The 22766-nt window shown below is 64.0% G+C and carries 16 protein-coding genes; 9 read left to right on the forward strand and 7 right to left on the reverse strand.

The window, feature by feature from the left end:
• Positions 1–4: 4 nt before the first annotated feature.
• Positions 5–763, reverse strand: coding sequence for a DsbA family protein (locus INT29_RS12740; RefSeq protein ID WP_193071863.1), 759 nt, complete (start codon positions 761–763; stop codon positions 5–7).
• Positions 764–932: 169 nt separating this feature from the next.
• Between INT29_RS12740 and INT29_RS12745 the strand changes: the two genes are divergently transcribed.
• From INT29_RS12745 to INT29_RS12770, 6 genes are all read left to right on the forward strand, one after another.
• On the forward strand, positions 933–1430 hold the full coding sequence (locus tag INT29_RS12745) for a hypothetical protein (protein ID WP_193071864.1): 498 nt from the start codon (positions 933–935) through the stop codon (positions 1428–1430).
• Positions 1427–1816, forward strand: coding sequence for a BlaI/MecI/CopY family transcriptional regulator (locus tag INT29_RS12750; RefSeq protein WP_101573731.1), 390 nt, complete (start codon positions 1427–1429; stop codon positions 1814–1816). Before INT29_RS12745 ends, INT29_RS12750 begins: the two co-directional genes overlap by 4 nt.
• Positions 1813–2799, forward strand: coding sequence for a M56 family metallopeptidase (locus INT29_RS12755; RefSeq protein ID WP_193071865.1), 987 nt, complete (start codon positions 1813–1815; stop codon positions 2797–2799). The genes INT29_RS12750 and INT29_RS12755 overlap by 4 nt, the downstream gene beginning before the upstream one ends.
• Before the next feature lie 93 nt (positions 2800–2892).
• Positions 2893–4164, forward strand: coding sequence for an MFS transporter (locus tag INT29_RS12760; RefSeq protein ID WP_193071866.1), 1272 nt, complete (start codon positions 2893–2895; stop codon positions 4162–4164).
• A 147-nt stretch (positions 4165–4311) separates the two neighbouring features.
• Positions 4312–6156, forward strand: a complete 1845-nt coding sequence (locus INT29_RS12765) for an MFS transporter (RefSeq protein WP_193071867.1) — start codon at positions 4312–4314, stop codon at positions 6154–6156.
• A gap of 184 nt (positions 6157–6340) precedes the next feature.
• The gene (locus INT29_RS12770) at positions 6341–7219 is read left to right on the forward strand and encodes an NmrA/HSCARG family protein (RefSeq protein ID WP_193071868.1); all 879 of its coding nucleotides are present in this window, start codon (positions 6341–6343) and stop codon (positions 7217–7219) included.
• A gap of 15 nt (positions 7220–7234) precedes the next feature.
• Here the strand turns inward: INT29_RS12770 and INT29_RS12775 are convergent, their stop codons facing one another.
• From INT29_RS12775 to INT29_RS12800, 6 genes are all read right to left on the reverse strand, one after another.
• Positions 7235–7990: a 4'-phosphopantetheinyl transferase family protein gene (locus INT29_RS12775; protein ID WP_101573741.1), complete on the reverse strand. Its 756-nt coding sequence runs from the start codon at positions 7988–7990 to the stop codon at positions 7235–7237.
• Positions 7987–8787, reverse strand: a complete 801-nt coding sequence (locus INT29_RS12780; RefSeq protein WP_101573743.1) for an ABC transporter permease — start codon at positions 8785–8787, stop codon at positions 7987–7989. Before INT29_RS12780 ends, INT29_RS12775 begins: the two co-directional genes overlap by 4 nt.
• On the reverse strand, positions 8784–9767 hold the full coding sequence (locus INT29_RS12785; RefSeq protein ID WP_219618904.1) for an ATP-binding cassette domain-containing protein: 984 nt from the start codon (positions 9765–9767) through the stop codon (positions 8784–8786). Before INT29_RS12785 ends, INT29_RS12780 begins: the two co-directional genes overlap by 4 nt.
• Entirely contained in the window at positions 9767–9973 is a 207-nt protein-coding gene (locus tag INT29_RS12790) for an MbtH family protein (protein ID WP_193071869.1), read from the reverse strand. The genes INT29_RS12785 and INT29_RS12790 overlap by 1 nt, the downstream gene beginning before the upstream one ends.
• Positions 9974–9986: 13 nt before the next feature.
• Entirely contained in the window at positions 9987–20624 is a 10638-nt protein-coding gene (locus tag INT29_RS12795) for a non-ribosomal peptide synthetase (protein WP_193071870.1), read from the reverse strand.
• 85 nt (positions 20625–20709) lie between these two features.
• Positions 20710–20934: a hypothetical protein gene (locus INT29_RS12800; RefSeq protein ID WP_193071871.1), complete on the reverse strand. Its 225-nt coding sequence runs from the start codon at positions 20932–20934 to the stop codon at positions 20710–20712.
• A gap of 181 nt (positions 20935–21115) precedes the next feature.
• Here INT29_RS12800 and INT29_RS12805 point away from each other — a divergent pair, with 181 nt between their 5' ends.
• The 3 genes from INT29_RS12805 to INT29_RS20170 all read left to right on the forward strand — a co-directional run bounded on the left by INT29_RS12805 (position 21116) and on the right by INT29_RS20170 (position 22645).
• Positions 21116–21475: a hypothetical protein gene (locus tag INT29_RS12805; RefSeq protein WP_193071872.1), complete on the forward strand. Its 360-nt coding sequence runs from the start codon at positions 21116–21118 to the stop codon at positions 21473–21475.
• Between the two features lie 311 nt (positions 21476–21786).
• The gene (locus INT29_RS20165; protein ID WP_226841972.1) at positions 21787–22326 is read left to right on the forward strand and encodes an FAD-dependent oxidoreductase; all 540 of its coding nucleotides are present in this window, start codon (positions 21787–21789) and stop codon (positions 22324–22326) included.
• Positions 22313–22645 (forward strand): hypothetical protein, encoded by a 333-nt coding sequence (locus tag INT29_RS20170; RefSeq protein WP_257930207.1) that lies wholly within the window; start codon positions 22313–22315, stop codon positions 22643–22645. The genes INT29_RS20165 and INT29_RS20170 overlap by 14 nt, the downstream gene beginning before the upstream one ends.
• The last annotated feature ends 121 nt before the right edge of the window (positions 22646–22766 follow it).

Raw genomic sequence — 22766 nt, forward strand, 5'->3', positions numbered from 1 at the left:
TTCCTTACCCTTCCGCCTCGGCGAGGGCATCATCGACAGCGCTCACGAACTCCTTGGTCGGCTGAGCCCCCACGAGGGGTTTGCCGCCGATGATGAACGACGGGGTGCTGGCCACTCCCAGGGAAGAGCCCTCCTGAGCGACGGCATCGAACTCGTCGTGGGCCTCCACCGAGTTCATGTCTCCCTTGAACTTGGTCGGGTCCAGACCCAGATCCTTGGCTGTGGACACCAGCGAGTCATCATCGAGCTCGGATTTCGCGGGATGTTTGCCGCCTTTGAACATGGCGTTGTGGAACTCCCAGTATTTGTCCTGGAGGCCGGCGGCATAGGCTGCGCGGGCGGCTCTCTCAGACTCCCCGCCGAAGACTGCGAGGTCGCGCATCTCGATGCGCAGATCACCCTTTTCGACGTATTCCATCATGGTCGGCAACGTCTCCTCGTTCCAGGTGGCGCAGTAGTGGCACTGGTAGTCGGAGAACATGACGAGGGTCACCGGCGCATCGACGTCGCCGGCTGCACTGTCATCGCCTTCGACTCTGTGCTCGACGAAGGACAGGTCGATATCGTCACCCGGGCCGGACTCGCCGCTGGAATCGGAGTCTCCGCTGGATCCCGATTCGCTCTGCGAATCTGAACCTTGGGCATTGGCGCCGTCTTCGGAAGGGCCCTGATTGACGATGACCACGCCGATGAGGACCGCGGCGAGGACGATTACGGCCAAGGGGACGAGCCACACCATGGGACCGCGAGCGGATCGGATCATGGGATCCTCCTGAGGAAGTCGAAGCGGAAGAGTCGGAAGGTCGGGAGAGTCGGGTCGGCGAGCATTCGAGTCGCCGCGACATGGCAGACATGGAACTTTACTACCGTACATAGTAAACTAGCTTCCATAGTAATCAGATTGTCCGGCACTGCGCAACGAAGGGACCTTCGTGCTGTTCTCGTATCTCTCCGACGCGGCCCAGGCGCTTCGAATGTGGGGCGCTCGCCGCATCCTCGTGGCTATTGCGGTGGCCGTCGTCTCTGTGTTCGTCATCGGTGTGTCCACCGTGCTCATCCCCAATTCGTTCTTCGCCAGAGATATTCCGGCCGTGTGGTGGGACTATCCGATGTGGATTCTCACCTCGGTCCTCATCGGTCTGCTCACCGCCACCTACGTCCGCGAGCCCGGGACTTCCGCTCCGGACTCCGGTGGGGGCACCTTCGGCACCGTGGGCGGCATGCTCGGGTGGTTCGCCGTCGGCTGCCCTGTGTGCAACAAGATTGCGCTCCTGGTGCTCGGTTACACTGGGGCTCTCACATACTTTGCTCCGCTGCAGCCTGTGCTGGCGGTGTTGTCGATCATCCTGTTGCTCGTCGCGGTGGTCGTCCGCCTCAAGGGGCAGTTCTCCTGCCCAGTACCCATTCGTGAAAGGAGCGCTCAGGCATGACATCAGTGTCGGATTCGACCGAAAATTCATCGCCGATCCGCCTCGGTGCGCTCGAACAGCAGGTCATGGACCTGCTGTGGGATGAGGGCCCATTGACAGTCCGGCAGATCATCGAGGACTTGGACAATGTTCCCGCCTACACGACGATCGCGACCGTGCTGACGAATCTGGAACGCAAGAGCCTCGTGCGGCGTGAGCGACAGGGCCGATCGGTGCAGCACCTTCCGATCATCAGCCGCGAAGAGCATGCGGCGACGCTCATGCAGAAGGCGCTGGTCAACGGGGGAGACCGGGCGGCCTCGATCCTGCACTTCGTTCAAGGCATCGGTGCCGAGGATGTCGAGCTTCTCCGCGGCTACCTCAACTCCAAGGATGAACGCGGATGAGTCTGCTGCTCAGCGGGGTCGGCGCGCTCACTCTGTTCGCCCTCATCTCCTGGATCGGGCCCTTTCTGGTGAGAGCTGCAGCGCCGGTTCTCATGCGGGTCCCGCGACTGGCAGTGCTCGGGCTCCTGTTGGTGCCCCTCATGTGGTGGGCGGTCGTGGCCGCGATGAGCCTCATGGCGGCCTCGCTGTTCAAGGGTCCGGATGTTCTGCCCGTTCCCCTCGCCGATGTGTGCCAGCGGTGCCTCATCGCGGCCAGCCCGTTCCCCGGGCTCGCGCAGGTCGACACTTTGGTTCCGGTGGTCCTCTTCCTCATCTTCCCGCTTGTGCTCTCACTTGTCTCCGTAGTATGGGCGCTGCATCGGCGGACTCGTCGCAGGCAGGCGAACTCGGCTGCCGCCCAGCGTCTGCACCGGGACTCGGCGGTCGCCGATATCAACGGACATTCACTCAACATCCTCGACGTCCGGACCCCCTTCGCGTTCTCCCTGCCGCAGAAATACGGCGGCGTAATCGTCTCCGAAGCCCTGTGCGCGAGCTTGGAGAAGAACGAGCTCACCGCCGTGCTCGAGCACGAAAAGGCCCACGTCGAGGGTGGGCATCATCGGATCATGGCAATCGTCGACACCTTCGTGCGACCGCTGTCGTTCATTCCCCTGTTCGCCGAGGTGGCCGCCTCCATCCCGCTCTACCTCGAGATCGCTGCCGATGACCGGGCACAGCAGGTCGCCGGCACACCGGCTCTGGCCAGTGCGCTGCTCAAGATCGGGCAGCCCACGAACCTCAGCGACCACCTCGGCGGCCTCCATGCTCTCAATATCGCTGGACCCGACCGCATTCGGCAGTTGGTCTCACCGGCCAAAATGACATCCGGGGTACTGCCGGTGGTGGCTCTGGTGAGTGTGCTCGCCGCCTTCGTCACCGTCTTCTCCTCAGTGTTCTACTCCTACGCCACGGTGCTGGTCGCCGGCTGCGTCATGCCCTGACCGACCTCGGTGAAGTGGCCACCACTCGGACTCAAGCCACCCCAATCACGCGGGCGCCTACCATGCTGGATGAGGGTACGAGGGGAGTGATGAGTGGATAGACACGAGCAGCGAGTGCCGAGTCGGGGCCTGCTGACGGTGCTCTTGGGCGCCGTCGGTGCCGGGCCGTTGATGCTCTACGGGCTCAGCGCCGTCAGCGACTCGATCATCGTCGACCTCGGGATCTCGGAAGCCCAATTCGGTCTGCTGGCCACAGCCTGCTTCGCGTGCGCGGCCATCGGCAACGCGACCTTGGGCCGAGTTGCGGACAAGCACTCGGACAACTCTCTGATGACCGTGGTCTTCGTGCTCGCCGCAGCTGCACTGATGTTGGTCGCGATCCCGGCGGGGTTTTGGATGCTGTTGATCGCCGCAGCCGCCTCGGGCATTGCCCAGTCCTTCCCCAACGGGGTCACCAACCGGATCCTTCTCCAACGCGTCCCGACGTCCAAACGCATCGGCTGGGTGGGAATCAAACAGTCCGGAGTCCAGGTCAGCCAGTTGACGGCGAGTCTGGCCTTTCCGCTGTTGGCCGCGGTTGCAGGATGGCGGGGTGCGGCACTGCTCATCGCACTCGTCCCTCTCTTTCTGATGGTGCTGTCGTGGCGATCGCTGCGCAAGACACCGCTGCTCACGGATGCAGCCTCGCGGTCCGTTGACACCACCACTTCCACCGCCGAATCCGAGGCTGACGAACCCAAGACCTCCACCGCCGAGGCGGCCGAGTCAGTTCCCGTCACCCCGTCGCGCTACCCCGGCATGGTGTGGGCCCTCGCCGCTTTCGGCCTGCTCAACGGGGTAGGGGTTCAGGCCACCAATGTCTACATGCCGCTGTTCTCAGTGCGCGAACTGGGATTCTCACTCGTCCTCGGCGGTATCACTGCGGCGGTGGCCGGGGCGATCGGCGTGGCCGCCCGCGTGGGTTGGGCCAGGCAGATGGCCCGTGGTGCATCGGGGCCCCGCCTGCTCCTGCTTCTTGCCTTCATCGCCGTCGGTGGCGCAGTGATGTTCTACGGTGCAGGGGTATCCGGCTGGGCGTGGATGCTGTGGGTTGCGGCGGCACTGCACGGCACCTCGGCGCTCGGAGTCTCTGTGGTTCTCATGAGTGCTCTCATGCGCTCGATCCCAGCGACGTCGATGGCTTCGGCCAGTGGGATGGTCACGGCCGGCATGTTCACCGGCTTCGCCCTCGGCCCGGTGGCCATGGGGTTGTTGGTGAGCTCGCCCGCTGGGTTCTCGCTGGGCTGGGCGGTCGTCGGAGTGATCTACCTGCTCTGTGCAGTGCTCGCTGTGGTGCTCATCCGTGCGGCTCGGCGAAGCGAATAAACTTCAGCACGTCTTCCGATCAACAGCGCAGAGTACTCCTCGTACGATCGTAAAACCAGCCCTTGTCGGCGCCGGGGAGTCTGCTTAGACTCCCCGGTAGATAGCGCGAAAAGTTGGCCGGTGCGAACTGATGCAGCGAGGTGTCTGATGAGCAAGGATGTTGAACTCGGAACCATCACAACCGATGTGCCGGCCCGCATGGACCGACTCCCATGGGCCAGGTTCCATTGGATGGTTGTCGTCGGTCTGGGCAGCGTGTGGATCCTCGATGGACTCGAAGTCACCATGGTCGGCAATGTCGCCGCCCGAATGACAGAGGACGGCAGCGGCATCTCGATGACCGCCGGGCAGATCGGCACCGCGGGTGCGATCTACGTGCTGGGAGCGTGCGTCGGCGCCATTGTCTTCGGCCAGCTCACCGACAGGTTCGGCCGCCGCAGACTCTTCCTCATCACCCTCATCCTCTACCTGGTGGCAACCGTCGCCACCGCGTTCTCCTTCTCACCCTGGTACTTCTTCCTCGTCCGCTTCCTCACCGGAGCCGGGATCGGCGGCGAATACGCGGCCGTGAACTCCGCCATCGATGAACTCATCCCCGCCCGAGTGCGCGGGCGCATCGACCTCATCATCAACGGCTCCTACTGGCTCGGCGCTGCCGGCGGTGCCGCAACAACCCTGTTCTTCCTCAACACCGACATCCTGCCGCAGATGATCGGCTGGCGACTCGCCTTCGCCGTCGGCGCGCTGCTGTCGATCTTCGTCTTTGTCGTCCGCAAGAATGTGCCCGAAAGTCCGCGGTGGCTCTTCATCCACGGTCAGGAGGACGAAGCCGAGAAGATCGTCGAAGGCATCGAGTCCGGCATCGAGGAGGCGACGCAGCAGAGTCTGCCCGAGCCAGACCGTACTATTACGATCCGCCAACGCAAGACGATCTCCTTCGCCGAGCTCGCGAAGGTCGCCTTCAAGCTCTATCCGAAGCGTGCTGTCCTCTGCCTTGTCCTCTTTGTCGGGCAGGCGTTTCTCTACAACGGAATCACCTTCAACCTCGGGACGATTTTCCACGGGTTCTACGGCGTGGCTGCGGGGACCGTTCCGATCTTCATCATCCTGTGGTCGCTGAGCAACTTCGCGGGCCCCGTCGTCCTCGGCAGGCTCTTCGACACGATCGGCCGCAAGCAGATGATCTCGTTCAGCTATCTGGGCTCAGCAGTCGTAGCGGTGATTCTGGCATTCGTCTTCAACGCGAACATCGGCAATGCCTGGTTCTTCCTCATCATCCTCGCCGTCTGCTTCTTCCTCGCCTCGTCCGGTGCCAGCGCGGCATATCTCACGGTCAGCGAGATCTTCCCGATGGAGACCCGGGCACTGGCGATCGCATTCTTCTACGCCATCGGCACAGCCGCCGGCGGCATCGCCGGACTGCTGCTCTTCGGCGGGATGATCGAATCCGGCAACCGGTCCCTGGTTGCCATGGCCTTCTGCATCGGCGCCGGAGTCATGGCATTGGGTGGCATCGCGGAGATCTTCCTCGGAGTCAAGGCCGAGGGGGCGAACCTCGAGGATATCGCCCGCCCGCTCACCGCCGAAGATGCCGATGGGGCCAAGGGGAAGGTCGAGGAGAAGATGGCCGCAGAGGCGGGTGCCGGCCAAGGCTCGGATGCTGACGGCACCGTGGAGCCGACGACAGGGGCAGGGCGCCAGGAGATGAGGAAACGCGACCGGCTGCGTCCGGGGCCGGGTTCGGCCGGGGCATATGCCCCGTGGCCGTCAGTCTCCTCCCGTGATGTCCCTCCCGAAGTCTCGGCCAATGAGGTGCAGGGCATCATCGACTACGTTCGCGACATGCAGCCGGTCTCGGAGACGGAGCTCCACCGCGCTATCGGTGCCCGTCACTGGGGGCCCGGACGTTTCCGCTCGGCGGTGCGCGAAGCCATCCGATTGGGGCACATCAAACGCAATCGTCGCGGCAAGTTGGAGTCGACCGACCGGTGATCCGAGGCCAAGACACAGCCCAGACGTCCCCCGTAGAATCGGGAGTATGCGCAAACGTGTACTCGTCATTGTTCTGGCCGTCATCGCGGTGCTCGGCCTAGTCGCCGGTATGCTCAGCGGGACTCCATATTGAACGCCGTCACAGACAATGACACAGACGCAGGCACAATGTGAGGAGTGAATCATGGCAGCAGAAACACAAGGACCCATCGCAGTTTTCGGTGCAACCGGAAAGCAGGGTGGCGCCGTCGTCGATGCACTGGTGGATCAGGGGGCGCACGTTCGGGCGCTGGTGCGCAGCCCCGAATCTGAACGGGCTCGATCCCTCGCCGATCGCGGGGTTGAGCTGGCGTATGCCGATGCCGATGAACCGACATCCCTGGCTGCCGCTCTGGAGGGAGCCACAGCATTCTTCTTCATGACACTCCCGCCCGGGGGTATGGGCAGCGGAGACACCGAAGGCGAGACGCAACAGGGTCTGGCCCTGGCCCAAGCTGCGGCAGCAGCAGGTGTGCCGCACATCGTCTTCAACTCCGTCGGTGGGGCCGAGCGGAATTCGGGCGTCCCGCACTTCGAATCCAAGCGTCGCGTCGAGGCGTACTTGGAAGACCTCGATATGGCGGTGACTCTGATCCGACCGGTGTTCTTCATGGACAACCTCGCCGCGATGGGGCCCCAGCTCGACAAGGGCGAACTCGTCCTCAGACTGCCCCTGCCCGACGGGATCAAACTGCAGATGATCGCTGTTCGCGATATCGGCATTGTGGCCGCGTCCGCACTGCTGGGCACTGCCGACATTCGTGGAGGCGCAATCGAGATCGCCGGTGATGAACGCACCGGTACTGAGATCGCACGCGCTTTCGGTGAGCACACGGGACTCTCCGCTCGATACGAGGAACTTCCGATCGAAGCACTCGAAGGGGACGCGGACATGCAGGCGATGTTCCGGTGGTTCGCCGAAACCCCGGCATACCAAGCCGACCTGGACGGAGTGCGCAGCATCGCGCCGAAGACCCTCGACCTTCCCGCTTGGCTCGTTGCCACCGGATACTCGGCCCGCTGATGGCGCAAACCGTCGTCAGCCGATGAGAACGTCCGACAGGCTCGTTGAGGTGACAGGCAGTCGGTCGGCACAACTCAATGCGGCTGCATGAGACGGAGGACAGGGGACGGTCGCCAGGCTCAGCCGGTTGAGCTCCGGATGCTCGGGAGCTCTGATCGAGGCCGCCCAGTGCACGGACCCGGGAACGAGTGGCGCCTCACGGTCGGTTCCAACGACCTCGAGACCGTTGGGTTCCACATTCAGCCCGTCACCGGTTGTCTTCAGCGCAGCTTCCTTGGCCACCCAGAGCTCGATGCGTCTGCGGGTGGTGTTCGCGCCGGGGGACAGGGATTCGCCCGATGTCAGCACGTATTCGTCGAAACCCGAGAAGACCTCGTTCGGAATGTGTTCGATATCGATGCCGATGGGAGATGACGAAGGCGCCGAGGTGACCGCCACCATGTCACCCGAACGGGACAGGCTGAGTTCTGCACCCATGATCTGCGGCTTTCCGTGGGGACCGCCGCAGGTGCGACATGTGCGAGTGAACGTCAGCTCTCCAGCGTCTCGTGGTTCGATGCCCAGACGCCGAGCGGCCATGAGGCGAAACAGGAGATGTCCGCTCCGATAGGCAGCCCTGTCTGCGGCTTGTCGAAGCCGATTCGAGTGGGCGGCTTCGGCGGGCGACAACAGAGAGTCCAGCCAACGATGGTCCTCACGAGCCTGGCTCAGTGTGCCGACATCGCATATCAGATACTCGATACTGGTCTCGATCCTCTGCTGCCGAGTCATCTCCTGCTGATTCTCCGGTACTGGGACACGGCAACGGTGGAGAAGAGGGCAATGACTGCCACGCAGCTGATCACCGCGTAGAGAATCGGGTTGTCTGCCGCCCAGCCCGTGCCCGAGGTGTAGCCAGCGGGAGAGACATTGCCGAAGAGTTCTCGGACGCTGGTGGCCACCGCAGTGACCGGATTCCATGAGGCGATCGCCTGCAGTGGTCCGGGCAGTGAGTCGACCGAGACGAAGGCGCCGGAGAGGAAAGTGACGGGGAAGAGCCAGATCAGACCGAGACTCTGGGCCACCTCGACGCTTCGGGCGGTCAGCGCGATGAACGCCCCGATCCACGACATGGCGAAGCCGAAGAGCAGCAGCAGAAGGATAGCCAGAAGTGCTGAACCGAAACCTTCGGTGATGCGCCAGCCGATGATGAGTCCGCAGACCATGGTCACGACGATCGAGATCGAGCCGGTGGCCAAGTCGGACGTCGTCCTCCCCAGGATGACGGCCACGCGTGACATCGGCAGTGATCGGAACCGGTCGATGAGTCCGAGCTGGAGGTCCTTGGCGAGGTAGACGGCGGTGAATGAGGAATTGAATGTCAGGGTCTGGGCCAGGATCCCGCCGATGAGGAACTCCCGATAGGGCGCCCCACCCAGGCTGCCGCCGAAGACGAACGCGAGGAGGAACACGAAGATCACCGGCTGCACGATGCCGGTGACCAGAGCTCCGGGAGTGCGACGCACAGTGAGCAGGTTGCGCCAGGCGATGACGGAACTGTCACGTGCCGCGGAGGTCAGTGTGCTCATACGTCCACCTCGGCATCCGCAGACTGTGATGGCGAGGTCTCCGGTGAGGCGGGTTTTCCCGTCAGGTCCAAGAACACGTCGTCGAGTGTCGGTCGGCTCAGGGCCGCCTCGGTGACGAGGATTCCGCCGCTGTTCAGAGCATCGAGAACCTGCAGCAGTGTCTTCTGGCCGAGTGGCGCCGGCACAGTGAGACGCATTCCCGTCGAGTCGGTCTGCGCGCGGTTCGAGACTCCGATGATCCGTTCGAGAATCCGCAGGGTCTCGTCGAGCGAGTCCCTGCGGGCAAGGGTGAGTGTGATGCGTTCGGCGCCGAGGCTGACCTTGAGTTCATCAGAGGTCCCTTCAGCGATGACCTTGCCGGAGTCGATGACGGCGATTCTATCTGCCAGCTGGTCGGCCTCTTCCAGGTATTGGGTTGTCAGCAGCACCGTCGTTCCTTCTCCGACCAAAGTGGAGATGACGTCCCAGGTGTCGAGTCGCCCGCGCGGGTCGAGTCCCGTGGTGGGTTCGTCGAGAATGACCACTGGTGGTCGAAAGACCAAGGCCGAGGCCAGGTCGAGACGGCGTCGCATACCTCCCGAATAGGCTCCCGCACGCTTATCTTTGACGTCGACGATTGCGAACTCGTGCAGCAATTCACGGGCCCTGGCTCGTGACTCCTGCCGGCTCATCCCGTAGAGACGGCCGACCATGACGAGGTTCTCGTGGCCGGTGAGCTTCTCGTCAACCGCCGCGTACTGTCCCGACAGGCCGATGCTGGCGCGAACGGCGGTGGGATCGGCCGTCACCGAGTTCCCCGCGATGACGGCCTCTCCGGAGTCGGGGCGCACCAGCGTGGACAGGATTTTGACGGTCGTGGTCTTACCGGCGCCGTTGGGGCCGAGGAGGCCGAAGATCTGTCCCTGGTCGACCTGTAGGTTGATTTTGTCGAGTGCTCTGAATGTGCCGTAGTTCTTGCTCAGCTGGTCAATGCTGATCACTAGGAGGCGATCTCGGCGAGCCGACGCGGGGTGATGTCCGTCCAGTTCTGTTCGACGAAGTCGAGGCATTCCTCTCGGTCGGCCGGCCCGCAGGCGACGACCCAGCCCGCGGGCACATCGGCGAACGAGGGCCATAGTGAATGCTGCTGGAGCTCGTTGACGAGCACGCGAAAGGTTGCCGTGGTGTCGTCGAAGGGGTTGTTCATGTGTCTTCAGCTCCTACTGGTGTTTCCGGGGCGGGGTTCTTCTGTTTTTGGAGTTGATTGGTCTCGTCTGTGATTCGGCGCCCTCATCCAAGTGGATTGCCATCACGGGAAGAATTTCTGCAAGCGCTGCTGTGGTCAGCATGTCCGAGTGTCGGGCCGCGACATCGGTGACGTGGATGTCGCCGGTGACGAAGGGGCCCCATGATTCCGGTGCCGGGGTTCCGTGTGGCACCTCGTCGGTCGCAACGAAGAGGCTGAGGTCGCCGTCGAACCGTTCAAGCGGTGTTTCTCGGATCAGCTGCGCCACAGTGAGGAAGCCTCGGGTCATCGAGGAGATGGTTCCCGGCGACACATTGCCGAGAGGATCACCGTGCCGGCGCAGGAACTCCAGTGCCTGGGCGTCATCGAGGCCCTCGGTCTCTTCGGGAGTGCCCGGGTAGTGGGTCTGGAGATAGTTCGCCCACAGCGCTGCCCCTTCGCCCACATCGGCGTTGGTGTCCTGCCCCATGGGGAAGGCGTCGAGAACGCCGAGGAATGCCACGTCCTCACCCTTCTCCTGCAGTCGGGTGGCCAGACGGTGAGCCAGGACGCCGCCGAAGGACCAGCCGATCAGGTGGTAGGGGCCGGCCGGCTGCACCGACTGCATCTGGATGATGTAGTCATCGGCGAGCTCGGTCAGTGTGCTCGCAGTGATCTCGTCTGGATCGTCCGGGGCCAGCCCCGGCATCTGCAGTCCGATCAGCGGGCGCTGCGCATCGAGACCGTGGAGCATCGAAGCGAAGCCCCAGCTGATGCCGGTGGCCGGGTGCACAGCGAACAGAGGCGACTTCGAACCCGAGGTGCGCAGCGGAAGCAGACGCTGCAGACTGTCGTCGATGGAGTTCGCGGTGCCCTGGGCTGCTTCGACCACCAACTGTTCGACGGTCGGGGAGCGGAAGAGGGACTGAACCGACAGCTCGGCACCGAGGGCATCATTGACAGCCGCGATGAGGGGCCGGGCGAGGAATGAATGCCCGCCGAGTTCGAAGAACGATTCGTCGACCCCGACACGTGGCAGCGCCAGGACCCGGGCGAAGACCATCGCCACGGTCTCCTCCTGGGGTGTTCGGGGTTCCAGCCGGGAGCCGACCGCCGCCGCTGATGGGTCGGGGAGTGCCGCCTCGTCGACCTTGCCGTGGGTCGTCAGAGGCACCTCGTCGATGACGACGATGCGCGTCGGAACCATATAGGTGGGCAGGGTCGAACGCGCGTGACGTCGAGTCTCGTCGGCGAGGACCTCCTGAGGCTCTGCCGTCGACACTGTCGGGTCAGTGGTCTCGACCGTTTCAGTCGTCTCGACCCGGTCGGCGACGATGTAGCCGATGAGCTGCATGCTCGCGGGATCATCGCCGACAGGGCGAACGAGTGCGTCTTTGACGCCCGTGGTGGAGCGCAGTGCGCGCTCGACCTCCCCGAGTTCGACTCGGAATCCGCGCAGCTGGATCTGGCTGTCGCTGCGACCGAGGAAACTCAGCTGCCCGCCCCGCTCACGCACGACGAGGTCTCCGGTGCGGTACATGCGCTCGCCGGCGGAGCCGAACGGGTCGGCGACGAAACGTTCGGCGCTCAACCCCGGACGACCACGGTATCCGTGAGCCAGCTGGGGCCCCGCGAGATAGAGCTCTCCGGTCGTTCCGGCGGGCACATGGTGCAGTCGCTCATCGAGCACATACCCGCGCATCTTCGGGAGCGGTGAGCCGAGCACCGGTGTCGGCGAGGAGGAGACCGGGCCGGCGAAGACGTCGACCGTGGTCTCGGTGGGGCCGTAGAGATTGTGTGCGGTGATGCCGGGCTGATCGCGCAGCCACTCCCAGAGGCCCCCGTCGATAGCCTCGCCCCCGAGGGCGACAGTGACGGTGGTGCCGGCAGCTGCAGCCTTCTCGAGCAGGCGAAGGAATTCCGGTTCGGTCGTGAGCTGGCGCAGGTAGCTGGGAGTCGTCTCCCAGAATCGGATGCTCAGGTGCAGCAGATCGTGCGCGAGCTGCTGTGGATCACGTTGGACCTGCTCGGAAGCGATGTGGATATGATGTCCCACGACCATCCACAGCAGGGGATCCCACGCGGCATCGAACCCGATTCCGGTCGTGTGGGCCACAGCGATCTGCTCGTCTTCGGACCTCGGAGTCGGCAGATACGTTCCGCGATGGGAGGCGAGCAGGTTCGCGAGGGCCCGATGGCCGACTTGGACGCCCTTCGGCCGACCGGTCGAACCGGAGGTGAAGGTGACATAGGCAGTCGGGTCGGACTGTGATGTCCGAGGCGAGTGCTCCACCTGCGCTGCGGTTGCCGGGGCAGCGGTGTTCACCGCACCGGTGGCCGGTGAGACCTCGATGACTGTCGGAGTGATCCCGGCATCGACGAGAACAGGGGCAAGAGCCTCAGCGGTCCCGGTTGCGGCCACGACGATGACCGGTTGCGCATCGGACAGGATTGCAGTGGTGCGCCCGACCGGATAGTCGATGTCGATCGGATTGAAGGCGGCCCCGGATTTGAGCACGGCCAGGGTGGCGACGATGATACCCACCCCGCGGCCCAGGCGAACCGAGATCACGGCACCAGGTCCCGCACCGCAGCCGATGAGTTCGTGTGCCAGCAGCTCGGAGGCCTCGTCGATTTCGCGGAACGACAGCGAGACTTGGGCGTCCTGGGCTGCAATGGCATCGGGCATCCTGCGCACTGTGCTTGCGAAGACGTCAAGGATCAGGGGCGCCGAGGTGGTGGGGACGGGACCGGTGAGTTCATCGATGGCCTGCTCCACCTCGGCGGTACCCAGGAGGGAGATGTCGTGGATCGGGCGATCCGGAGCGCTCACCGCCTCGTCGACGAACCGGGTGAACCGCTCGCACAGCTCGGCGATGGTCTCGGTGTCGAACATCGAGGAGTTGAAGTCGAGCACGGCGTCCAGACCGGCGCCCGGGGCGCTCTGGTGGAAGGTGAACGAGAGATCGAACTTGGCATCTCCGGTCTCGACCTCCGGCTCGATGCTCGTGTCGACTCCCGGGAGATCGAGGTTCGGCGTCGCCGAGTTCTCCAGGGACAACATGGTCTGGAACAGCGGATGACGTCCCAGCTCGCGGGGCGGATTGAGGGCTTCGACGAGGCGTTCGAACGGCACGTCGTCGAGTTCCAATGCCTCGATCACCGCGGTCCGGGTGCGTGCCAGAAGCGTGCGCAGATCGGGCTGGGCAGAGATATCGCTGCGAATCGGAACGGTGTTGACGAAGAGCCCGACGATGTCTTCGAGTTCGGGATCCGAACGACCGGCGCTGGGAGTGCCGATGACGACATCCTCGCTGCCGCTGAGCCTGCCGAGGAAGCCGGCGAGCATGGAGTGCAGTGCCATGAACAGGCTGGCGCCGTTGTCCGCGGCGAGCGCAGCCAAACGCTGCGTCGTGCGGTCGCCGAGGCTGAAGCGATGGTGGTGCCCGGGCTGGCGAGCACCGTGTGGGCGTGGCCGATCCGAGGGCAGGGGGAGTTCGGTCGGTATTCCGGCGAGGTGGTCACACCAGAGCTGGAGTTTGCGCTCCAGCAGTGAGTTCTGTTCACCTTCCTGCCGACCGTCCTGCTCACTTGGGTTCTGCTGCTCCTCGAGCACGTGGCGCTGCCACAGAGCGAAGTCGGAGTATTGGACGTCGAGTGTGCGCTGCATGGGATGGGCGGAGCCCCGCAGTGCGGCGTAGGCGGTGGACAGGTCCTGCGTCAGCGGTCGCAGCGAGGCCCCATCGGTGGCGATGTGGTGCATGACGAGGTGGAGGACCCATTCCTCGCCCTCGTCGAAGAGGGACGCGCGCAGTGGCAGGTCCGTGCTCAGGTCGAAGCCGAGTGCCGCCTGTTCTGCCAAGGTCTCTGCGGTTGCGGCAGGCGAGTCCGTGACGAAGCGGTCCATGATGTTCTGTCCCGCTGTCGGCGGCAGAATGTGCTGGACCGGTGTCTCATCGACCGTCGGGTAGACGGTGCGCAGGATCTCGTGTCGTGCGATCACGTTCGTCAGAGCTTGGCCGAGGGCTTCGGGGTCCAGATCCCCAGCGAAGCGAACCGCCAGCGAGATGTTGTAGTCGGAGGCCCCGGTGTCGAGCTGGTTGAGGAAGCGCATGCGCGCCTGCCCGTAGGACAGTGGGATCAGGTGCGGTCGAGTGCTGAGCGAGGACCGTCTCCACTCGGTGAGGCTCATTGATGCTGCGCCATCGTCGGGACGGGCGGGAGCGGCTGCCGCCTCGGCGAGGGACAACTGAGGTGTGTGCTCGGGAGCGTCGAGACGGCGGAGCAGAGCCGCGGGAGTGGGTGCATCGAAGATGGCTCGCAGCGGCAGATCGGTGTCGAAGGCCTCACGGATGCGACCGATGAGCGACACCGCCAGCAGCGAGTGTCCGCCGAGTTCGAAGAAGTCGTCATCGAGTCCGACCTCCTCTGCTCCGAGCACTGTAGAGAACTGCCGGCACATGGTGCGTTCCTCCGGTGTCCTGGCAGCGCGGCGAGACTCCTGCTGCCCCGACATGGTGGGTGCGGGCAGCCGGCCGCGGTCGAGTTTGCCGTGGGCGGTCAGGGGGATGGTGTCGACGCCGATGAGCAGTCGTGGAACCATCGGGGTCGGGAGCCGGGCGACCAGATGGTCGTGGATGGTGCTCTCATCGGCGTCTCCGGTGTAGTAGCCGATGAGTCGGGCAGATTGCGGGTCGTGAGGATTGTCGACGATAGCCGCCGCCTGCTCGACACCTAGGGCCCCCGCCAATGCATTCTCCACCTCGCCGAGTTCGATCCTGTACCCGCGCAGCTTGATCTGATCGTCGTCGCGGCCGATGAAGTCGAGGCCTCCGCCCGCGGTCCGACGAACCAGGTCACCGGTCCGGTACATGCGCTCGCCGCAGGCGTTCGGATTGGCGAGGAACCGCTGCGCGGTCTCCTTCGCCCGGTTCACATATCCCAAGGTGATTCCGTCACCGGCGAGATAGAGGTCGCCGACGACTCCGTGAGGGACTTCGCGCAGATGGCGGTCGAGCACCATGGCCTGAACGTTTCTGATCGGGTGGCCGATCGTGCTGTGGGCTCCCTCGATTGGTGCCGTGAGGGAGTCGATGGTGAATTCGGTGGGCCCGTAGAAGTTGTAGGCATTGACGGCAGCAGTGTCGGCCAGTTCGCGCCAGAGTTCGTCGGGGACAGCCTCTCCGCCGAGAGCAATCGACAGCGGAGTGGTGTCGCTGTCGGCCTCTGCGTCGAAGAGCCCCGAGGTGATGAGCTGTCGCAGAAAGGACGGGGTGGTTTCGAGCACTGTGATTCGGTGCGCGCGGCAGTACTGGACCAGTGCTTCGGCGTCTCTGCGCACTTCGTCGCCGACGATGTGCAGGTTCGCCCCGGCCACGAGCCAGAGAATCGGGTCCCAAGCGGCGTCGAAGCCCAGCCCGGCGGTGTGCGCGGCCTTCACCGGTGCATCGTCGAGTCCGGCCTCGGCGAAAATCGTGGCCCGATGGTGAGCGAAGAGGTTCATCAGTGACCGGTGGGCCACGGCAACGCCCTTGGGAGTGCCGGTGGAACCCGATGTGTACATCTCGTAGGCCCGGTCGTCAGGATCCGGACGACCGTGGTCGAGGGCCGTGTCGAGTCGGCCCGTCAGGGTCTCGCCGCCTTGGGCATCGACGTGGCCGTCACAGAGGTCGGTGATGCTGATGGCGTTCTCGGGACGCAGAGAGACATCGGAGGGGTCGACGATGACGGCGTCGGCGTCGCTCTCGTCGAGGATCAGTCGGATTCGCTCCTGCGGATAGCTGAGGTCGATGGGTACGGCGATTGCGCCGATGCGCAGCACCGCCAGGGGCACTGCGATGGCATCGGCGGACCGGGGCAGCGCGATCGCGACAGTATCCCCCCGCGCGATCCCATGGCGGGCGAGTCCGCGGCCGAGACCTCTCACGAGAGAGCCGAGTTCTGAGAAGGTCAGTTCGGTGCAGTCGGAGACCAGCGCCTGACGGTCAGGATGGCGCTTGATCGTCGATTCGAACGCGTCGATGATCGTCGACTCGACAGGGTCTCGATCGGGTCCGCGGCTCTCGTTGCGGAGGGACTCGCGCTCCCTCGGACTGAGCACGTCGAGGTCTGAGAGGAGACGGTGCGGGCCGGTGACGAACGCCTCGATGACGCGCAGGAACCGTGCAGCGATGTCCTGGGAGGTGGATTCATCGAAGAGTGCGGAGTCGAATTCCAGGGAACCGACGATGCCGGGGGCCTCGCCGTCGCGGTGCGCAGAGTTACTGCGCGCCCCGTCTTGGGGATCGAGTTCGGCCAGATCGAGGAGGAGGTCGAACTTCGCCGCAGACACTTCCGGGCCGGGTGCGGCTTCGACGTCGAGGCGACCCATGTCGATATCGACGGGCGCGGTGTTCTGCAGGGTCAGCATCACCTGGAACAGGGGGTGGAGGCTCTCCGACCGAGGTGGGCTGATCTCATCGACGACGCGTTCGAAGGGCGCATCCTGATTGGCGTAGGCAGGGAGGTTGAATGCGCGCACCCGATCGATGACGTCGACGGGGCTCGGATTGCCCGAAGTGTCTGTGCGCAGCACCAGCGTGTTGACGAAGAAGCCGATGAGTTCGTCGAGTTTCGTCTCAGTTCGCCCGGCCACGGGTGTGCCGATGGGGATGTCGCTGCCGGCACCGAGCTTGTCCAGCAGGACGGCGAATGCTGCCTGCAGCACCATGAACAAGCTGGCGTTGCGGTCCGCCGAGAGTCGGCGCAGACCGGCATGGCTCGCAGGACTGATCTCGATCGGAATCGCACGGGAGACGTGACCGGTCGTGCGTGTGCTGCGGGGACGATCGACCGGAAGCCTGAGTTCCAGAGGTGCACCGGTGAGCGTGTTCTTCCAGAAGGCCAACTGATCGGCGATCGCACTGTCCGGGTCGTCCTCGGCACCCAGTGTTTCGCGCTGCCAGAGAGCGTAGTCGGCGTACTGGACCGGCAGCTGCGTGAAGACAGGGTCGTGTCCGCGGTCACGGTCGCGGTATGCCGTCGAGAGGTCGTTGGCCAAGGGGCGCAGTGACCAGCCGTCCGCGGCGATGTGGTGCAGTGTCAGGAGCAGGAGATGGTCCTCGGCGCCCTGTCTGATCAGGAGAGCTCTGATCGGAAGCTGGGTCGAGACGTCGAATCCCCGTGTGGCTTCCGCATTCACGGTGTGGTCGACGAGCTCTTCGCTGATTTCGATGATGGGCATGGCGATCTGCGCCTCGGCGGTGGTGAGGATGACCTGTTCGGGTTGTCCCGCCGTCCAGGGGAAGACGGTGCGCAGGCTCTCATGCCGTGCGACGAGGTCGTTGATGGCGGCATGCAGAGCGGTGGAGTTCAGGTCTCCTCGGATGCGCAGGGTGAGCGGAATGTTGTACGCAGCGGAAGCGGTGTCGAACTGGTTGAGAAACCAGAGGCGGGACTGGGCGTATGAGAGTGGGACCGAGGAAGGTCGGTCCGCGGCGACGAGTTCACGGCCGGGGTCGGCCGAGTCAGCGTTCGGGTCGAGGGTGGCGCTGAGTTCGCGGACAGTGGGGTGCTGGAACACCTCATGGAGTGCCGGAGCCGCCGCGAAGCTCGTCCGCAGGGAGGCGACGAGCTGAGTCGCCAGCAACGAGTGTCCTCCGAGTTCGAAGAAGTCGTCATCGATGCCGATGGAGTCCACTCCCAGCACCTGGCTGAAGGCCGCGGCGACGGCTTGCTCTGTTGCGTCCCTTGGCGCCTCGGATTCGGCCTGCGACGATTCGGGCTCTGGAAGTGCCCGTCGGTCCAGTTTGCCGTTGACCGTGAGCGGAATGCGCTCGATGCGCATGATGAACGACGGCACCATGTAGTCCGGCACACGGGTCTTCATGCTCCGGCGCACCTCGGCGATGTCGATGTCGCTGTTCGCGGTGACGTACCCGAGAAGCTGATCGTAGCCAGCCTGATTCTGTCCCAGGACGACGGCCGCGGAACGGATCCTCTCATCAGCCTGGAGAGCCAGCTCGACCTCTGAGGTCTCGACGCGGTACCCACGAAGTTTGATCTGCTCATCGCCTCGCCCCAGGAACTCGATGCCACCGGTCAGGGGTCTGCGGACGATGTCTCCGGTGCGATACATCCTGGATCCGTCGTCGGCGAAGGGGTCGGCGATGAATCGTTCGGACGTTGTTCCAGGACGATCGACGTAGCCGCGTGCCAGGTTGAGTCCGGCGATGTAGAGCTCTCCCTGTGCCTGCGCGGGCACGGGACTCAGCCGAGAATCGAGGACGTAGTGTCTGGTGTTCGCCACGGAGTGGCCCAGCACCGGGACAGAGCCGGAGACGATGGGGGCGGTGAGGCTGTCGACGGTGGTCTCTGCGGGACCGTAGAGATTGTAGAAGGTCACATCGTCCAACGCGGCGAGTTCACGCCACAAGGCGGCTTCGACGGCTTCTCCACCCAGCGCCACGACGCTGGGATGCTCGTCGCCGCTGAAGGTGCCGTGTGCCAGGAGGGCCTTGACGAACGAGGGCGTCGTCTCGATGGAGTCGATGCGGTGAGTCGAGAAGTACTCGGTCAGTGCTTCCGGATCGCGGCGGGTGAGTGAGTCGATGAGGTGGAGTTCATGACCGGCGAACAGCCACAGCAGGGGATCCCACGAAGCATCGAACGAGATCCCCGCGGTGTGGGCGACGCGCAATCCGCGCCCGAGTCTCTCGACCGCGGGGGTGAAGATGGACTCCACGTGACTGTGGAAGAGGTTGAGGAGGGACTGGTGCTCGACGCCGATGCCCTTGGGCCGACCGGTCGACCCGGAGGTGAAGATCACATAGGCGAGGTCGTCTGCAGCAGGAACGCTCCCAGTCGATGTCGGGGATGAATCGACTGACAGACTCTCCCAGAGCTGGTCGGAATCCAGATCGATCACAGGAGCACCGGTGGTCACCGTGGTCTCTCCGCCGGGGCCGGTCACCGATGAGGAATTCAGCACGAGAACCGGACCGGCGTCAGCGACCATCGCTTCTATCCGGGCCGCAGGGTAGTCGGGATCGAGCGGCACGAATGCCGCACCCGCCTTGAGAATCCCGAGCACGGCGACGGGCAGAGCCGTCGTCCGGCCCAGGCGCGCAGCGATGCGCGCGCCCGGACGGGCACCGAGCTCCCGGAGGTGGCAGGCCAGCTGAGTCGAACGGCGATCGAGTTCGGCGAAGCTCATCTGACCGTCTACGGCCACGACAGCGGTGGCGAGAGGAGACTTTCGGGCATGCGTGGTGAACTCCTCGACCACGGTATGGCCGGGAACATCCTGAGTTCGGCCCTGCCCGCCGGCGATCAGCTCGGCAGATTCCGTATCGTCGATCAGCGACAGTTCGGCCAAGGGCTGTGCTTGCGCAGGATTGAATTGGGAGAGCACGGAGATGAACTGCCGCAGGTGCTCGGTGAGGCTCTGGTGACTGTAGAGCGCGGCGTTCGCCTCGAAGCGGATGATAGCGGCTTGGTCATTCCCGCTGGAGGAGGGCGTGTCCGCTCCCAAGCCGTGGATGATGATCGACAGGTCATCGACCGGTCCCGTTGACAGGAGATGAAGAGACGCAGATGCTGCACCGAAGTCGATGTCGTCGACCATTGGGAAGATGTTGACCGAAGGCCCGATGTAGTCGGTGTCGGTGTCGAGTTCCTGATATTGGAAGCGTTGGTGGATGAGGGTCCGGCGGAGCGCGGAGCCCGCATTCTCGATGAGTTCGTCGACCGTGGTCTCGGGTGTGGTGATCAGCTGCACAGGCAGAATCTTGGACATCATCGACGGGACCGATTTGGCCAGGGCGCTGCGCCGGGCCGTGACCGGAAGCCCCACAGAGATGGCCTGCCGGCCGGTCATTCGGTGCAGGTAGGCTGCTGCGGCGCTGAGCATGATCGTCGGAGCCGAACGAGTTCGTGCCAGTTGTCGGGCCAGTTCTTGGGGTATTTCGGCATTGACCGTGACCAGCTGTTTCGCCGCTGCCGGTGGGTGCCCGGCCAGACCGGTGGCTGGCTCCGATTCCAAGAGCGTCTGCGTCCAGAAGTCGGCGTCGGTGTGGAAACGATCGGATGAACGGTACTCGGCTTCCTCCGCCACCAAGTCCTCCAGGCTGCCGAAGGGCGACTCCGAAATCCCGGTCGCCGGGCCGATCAGCTGACTGTAGAGCTGGGATTCACGCCGCAGGACGAGTATCGCGGAGTACCCGTCGACGATGAGGTGATGGGCGCGCTGGTAGAAGATCCAGTGGTCGGTGTCGAGGTGGAACAGTTCGGACCTGAGCAGTTCCCCGTCTTCGAGATCGTGGACGGTGCTGAGATCGTCGTCCATCATGGCGCGAGCAGTCGCGGCTGGATCGCCCTCGGGCTCTCCGCGCAGATCGTGGACATGGAGATGACTGCGTGCGGGACCGTGCTGCTGGTAGGCACCCTGTTCGTCTTCACGGAACACGACGTTGAGCGAATCGGCCTCTGAGACGGTGGTGCCGACGGCACGGCGCATCACGTTGACATCGAGCGGTCCGCGAATGTCGACGTACAGCCCGATTTGGAATGTCGGATTGTCGGGCTCGATCTTCTGGGCGTACCAGATGCCTCGTTGGGCGGAGGTGAGTTCGATTCGAGAAGAGTCGTCAGTCATCAGGTCTTTCACATCGGGTGGGGGAGTGCTGCAGGGACGAAGGTGGCGGGCAGTGCTTCAAGGGTGCGCAGCACTGCGTTGGCCGTTACTGGAACTGTCCGATGTTGATGGAGCCGATGAGGTTCATCAGATCTCCCAGATCGACGAGTGGTCCCTCGATCAGTGAGCTGGAGGTCTCGGTCGAGGTCACCTGTGGATTCTCAGCCGCCGAGGCTGCACCCGGAGCGGTGAAGAGTCCGACGGTCACGGTCAGGGCAGCGATTGTGGCACCGATGATGGTCCGGGTGCGTGTGCGCTTCATGGTCGTCATTCGTGTTCCTTTCCTGGCGGTGGAAGCAGAAGTCGTCTGCAACGGGCAATCACGTCTGATTCGGAGGGCTGTCGCGACTGGATTGCTCGAGGGGGAACTATTTTGGAAGTGAGGCTGAGGCAATTGGGCGCAGGAGCCCATCCGGTTCACAATCACTCACGGTGGGCGCATAATAGAACGTATGACCGAATATAGGATGCCGGAGTGGCTCAGCAGGTATCAGGACTTCAAGTCGCTGTGCTCCGACGTGTCGGGGGAGTACATCCGCTTCTATCTCACCACTGGCTGCGAGCAGATCAGCTATACGCATTCGCAGAACACAGACGGGCTGCCGAACTACTCATGCCGGCTCACTGCCGAGGACGGCGCCGTGCTTCTGCTGGTACTCGACGATTGGCGCGATCGAATGGATCACGTGCCCGGCCTTGTCCGCGCTTGGCTGGACGCGCATTCGGACCTCAAGGGATCCAGGCCCGCCAAATCGCACTACCAGGGCGACCGGTATTGGTTCGAACAGTGGCAGCTGGCGAATCCCTGGTGATGGGGTGACGTAGAGACGCCTCCCAGCTTGGGCCGGTTGCCGAGTACATCGTTTTCGCTCAATCAAGGCATCTCGCCAAGACCCACGAACACGTTCTGTGCTCCGGTAGCCGCAATCACTGTCAGCGAATCCAGGGCGGGACGCGCAGAACTCACACCGCTGACGGCTCATCAGGTTCTGCAGGGGAAACACGTAGATTTTTCGTGCTCTTTCGGCTGGAATCCAGACACTGAAATGGATGAGTTCCGGACCTGGAACGGCCTACTTAAAGCTGATCACACACAGTCGTCGCAGTTGAGGCCGCGACCTGGATGGCCGCACTGGGTGCACGAGTGCGAATGCTCGTTCGCGGTGGTGGCCTTCTGGCCGGTCACGAACCGTTCGCGGGCCAGCATGTCACCGAGGCGCTTGAAAGAGCAGGGGTCAGAGTCGATCTGAGAGCCGAGGTCACCGACCGCAGCCGGAAACGGGCCGCAGACACTGGCCTCGGTCGTATCCATGGCGGTGAAATCACGATCCGGACCAACAGTCCGGACGGGGCATCCATGTTCGAGGCTGACGAGATCCTCGTGGCGACAGGGCGACAACCACGCCTCGACGGTCTCGGACTGGAGAGCCTTGGGCTGACCAGCGAGGATATCGCAGCGGGACGCTTACCTGATTGGCTGTGTGCCGTCGGGGATGCCAGCGTAGAGGCGCCGCTGACCCACTGGGGCCAATATCGTGCCCGCGTCCTCGGCGCACAGATCAGGGCCCGAGCTCTCGGCGAAGAAGCCGAGGAGATCCAGGAGTATGTGCCGGCCCCCAGGTCGTCTACAGCGATCCGCAGTCGCCTCGGTGGGACTGACTGAAGCTGAGGCCCGCAAGGACGGCTGCGAGGTTGCGGTCTCTCAACTGCCCTTCACCTGCAGCGCCAGCACTTCATTGCTGCGCGATGATGCCGAGGGAAACGCACAGAGTGTCGTCGACGCTCGTACCGGCCGGCTCCTCGGAGCCGCCTTCGGCGGCCCGGAGGCCGCAGAACTGATCCACCCGGCGACGGTGGCGATCGTCGAGGTACCTGTTCATGTTCTGCGGCATGCGGTTCCGAGCTTACCGGCGGCCTTGGAACTGTGGCTGCCGCTGTTGGAGGGACTCCCTCGGAAAATGCGGTTGCCCATCCCCGAGTGACGACTCCCATCCCCTGAGTCCGCTGCTTCCCTTTGCGCAAATCTGATCAACCGTCCTTTGACGGATTTGACAGTTCGGCGAAACTGTTCAATAAGTGACAGCGAAACTGTGCACTTCAGTT

Source organism: Brevibacterium sp. FME37, from assembly GCF_014897485.1.
Lineage (GTDB): Bacteria > Actinomycetota > Actinomycetes > Actinomycetales > Brevibacteriaceae > Brevibacterium.

What these genes read in the sequence shown, in the direction of transcription:
- INT29_RS12755 (WP_193071865.1), top strand. Translation starts at nt 1,813, where the DNA reads ATGAGTCTGCTGCTCAGCGGGGTCGGCGCGCTCACTCTGTTCGCCCTC.
- INT29_RS12740 (WP_193071863.1), bottom strand. Translation starts at nt 763, where the DNA reads ATGATCCGATCCGCTCGCGGTCCCATGGTGTGGCTCGTCCCCTTGGCC.
- INT29_RS12775 (WP_101573741.1), bottom strand. Translation starts at nt 7,990, where the DNA reads ATGACTCGGCAGCAGAGGATCGAGACCAGTATCGAGTATCTGATATGC.
- INT29_RS20165 (WP_226841972.1), top strand. Translation starts at nt 21,787, where the DNA reads ATGGCCGCACTGGGTGCACGAGTGCGAATGCTCGTTCGCGGTGGTGGC.
- INT29_RS12750 (WP_101573731.1), top strand. Translation starts at nt 1,427, where the DNA reads ATGACATCAGTGTCGGATTCGACCGAAAATTCATCGCCGATCCGCCTC.
- INT29_RS12790 (WP_193071869.1), bottom strand. Translation starts at nt 9,973, where the DNA reads ATGAACAACCCCTTCGACGACACCACGGCAACCTTTCGCGTGCTCGTC.
- INT29_RS12770 (WP_193071868.1), top strand. Translation starts at nt 6,341, where the DNA reads ATGGCAGCAGAAACACAAGGACCCATCGCAGTTTTCGGTGCAACCGGA.
- INT29_RS12800 (WP_193071871.1), bottom strand. Translation starts at nt 20,934, where the DNA reads ATGACGACCATGAAGCGCACACGCACCCGGACCATCATCGGTGCCACA.
- INT29_RS12795 (WP_193071870.1), bottom strand. Translation starts at nt 20,624, where the DNA reads ATGACTGACGACTCTTCTCGAATCGAACTCACCTCCGCCCAACGAGGC.
- INT29_RS12805 (WP_193071872.1), top strand. Translation starts at nt 21,116, where the DNA reads ATGACCGAATATAGGATGCCGGAGTGGCTCAGCAGGTATCAGGACTTC.
- INT29_RS12765 (WP_193071867.1), top strand. Translation starts at nt 4,312, where the DNA reads ATGAGCAAGGATGTTGAACTCGGAACCATCACAACCGATGTGCCGGCC.
- INT29_RS12780 (WP_101573743.1), bottom strand. Translation starts at nt 8,787, where the DNA reads ATGAGCACACTGACCTCCGCGGCACGTGACAGTTCCGTCATCGCCTGG.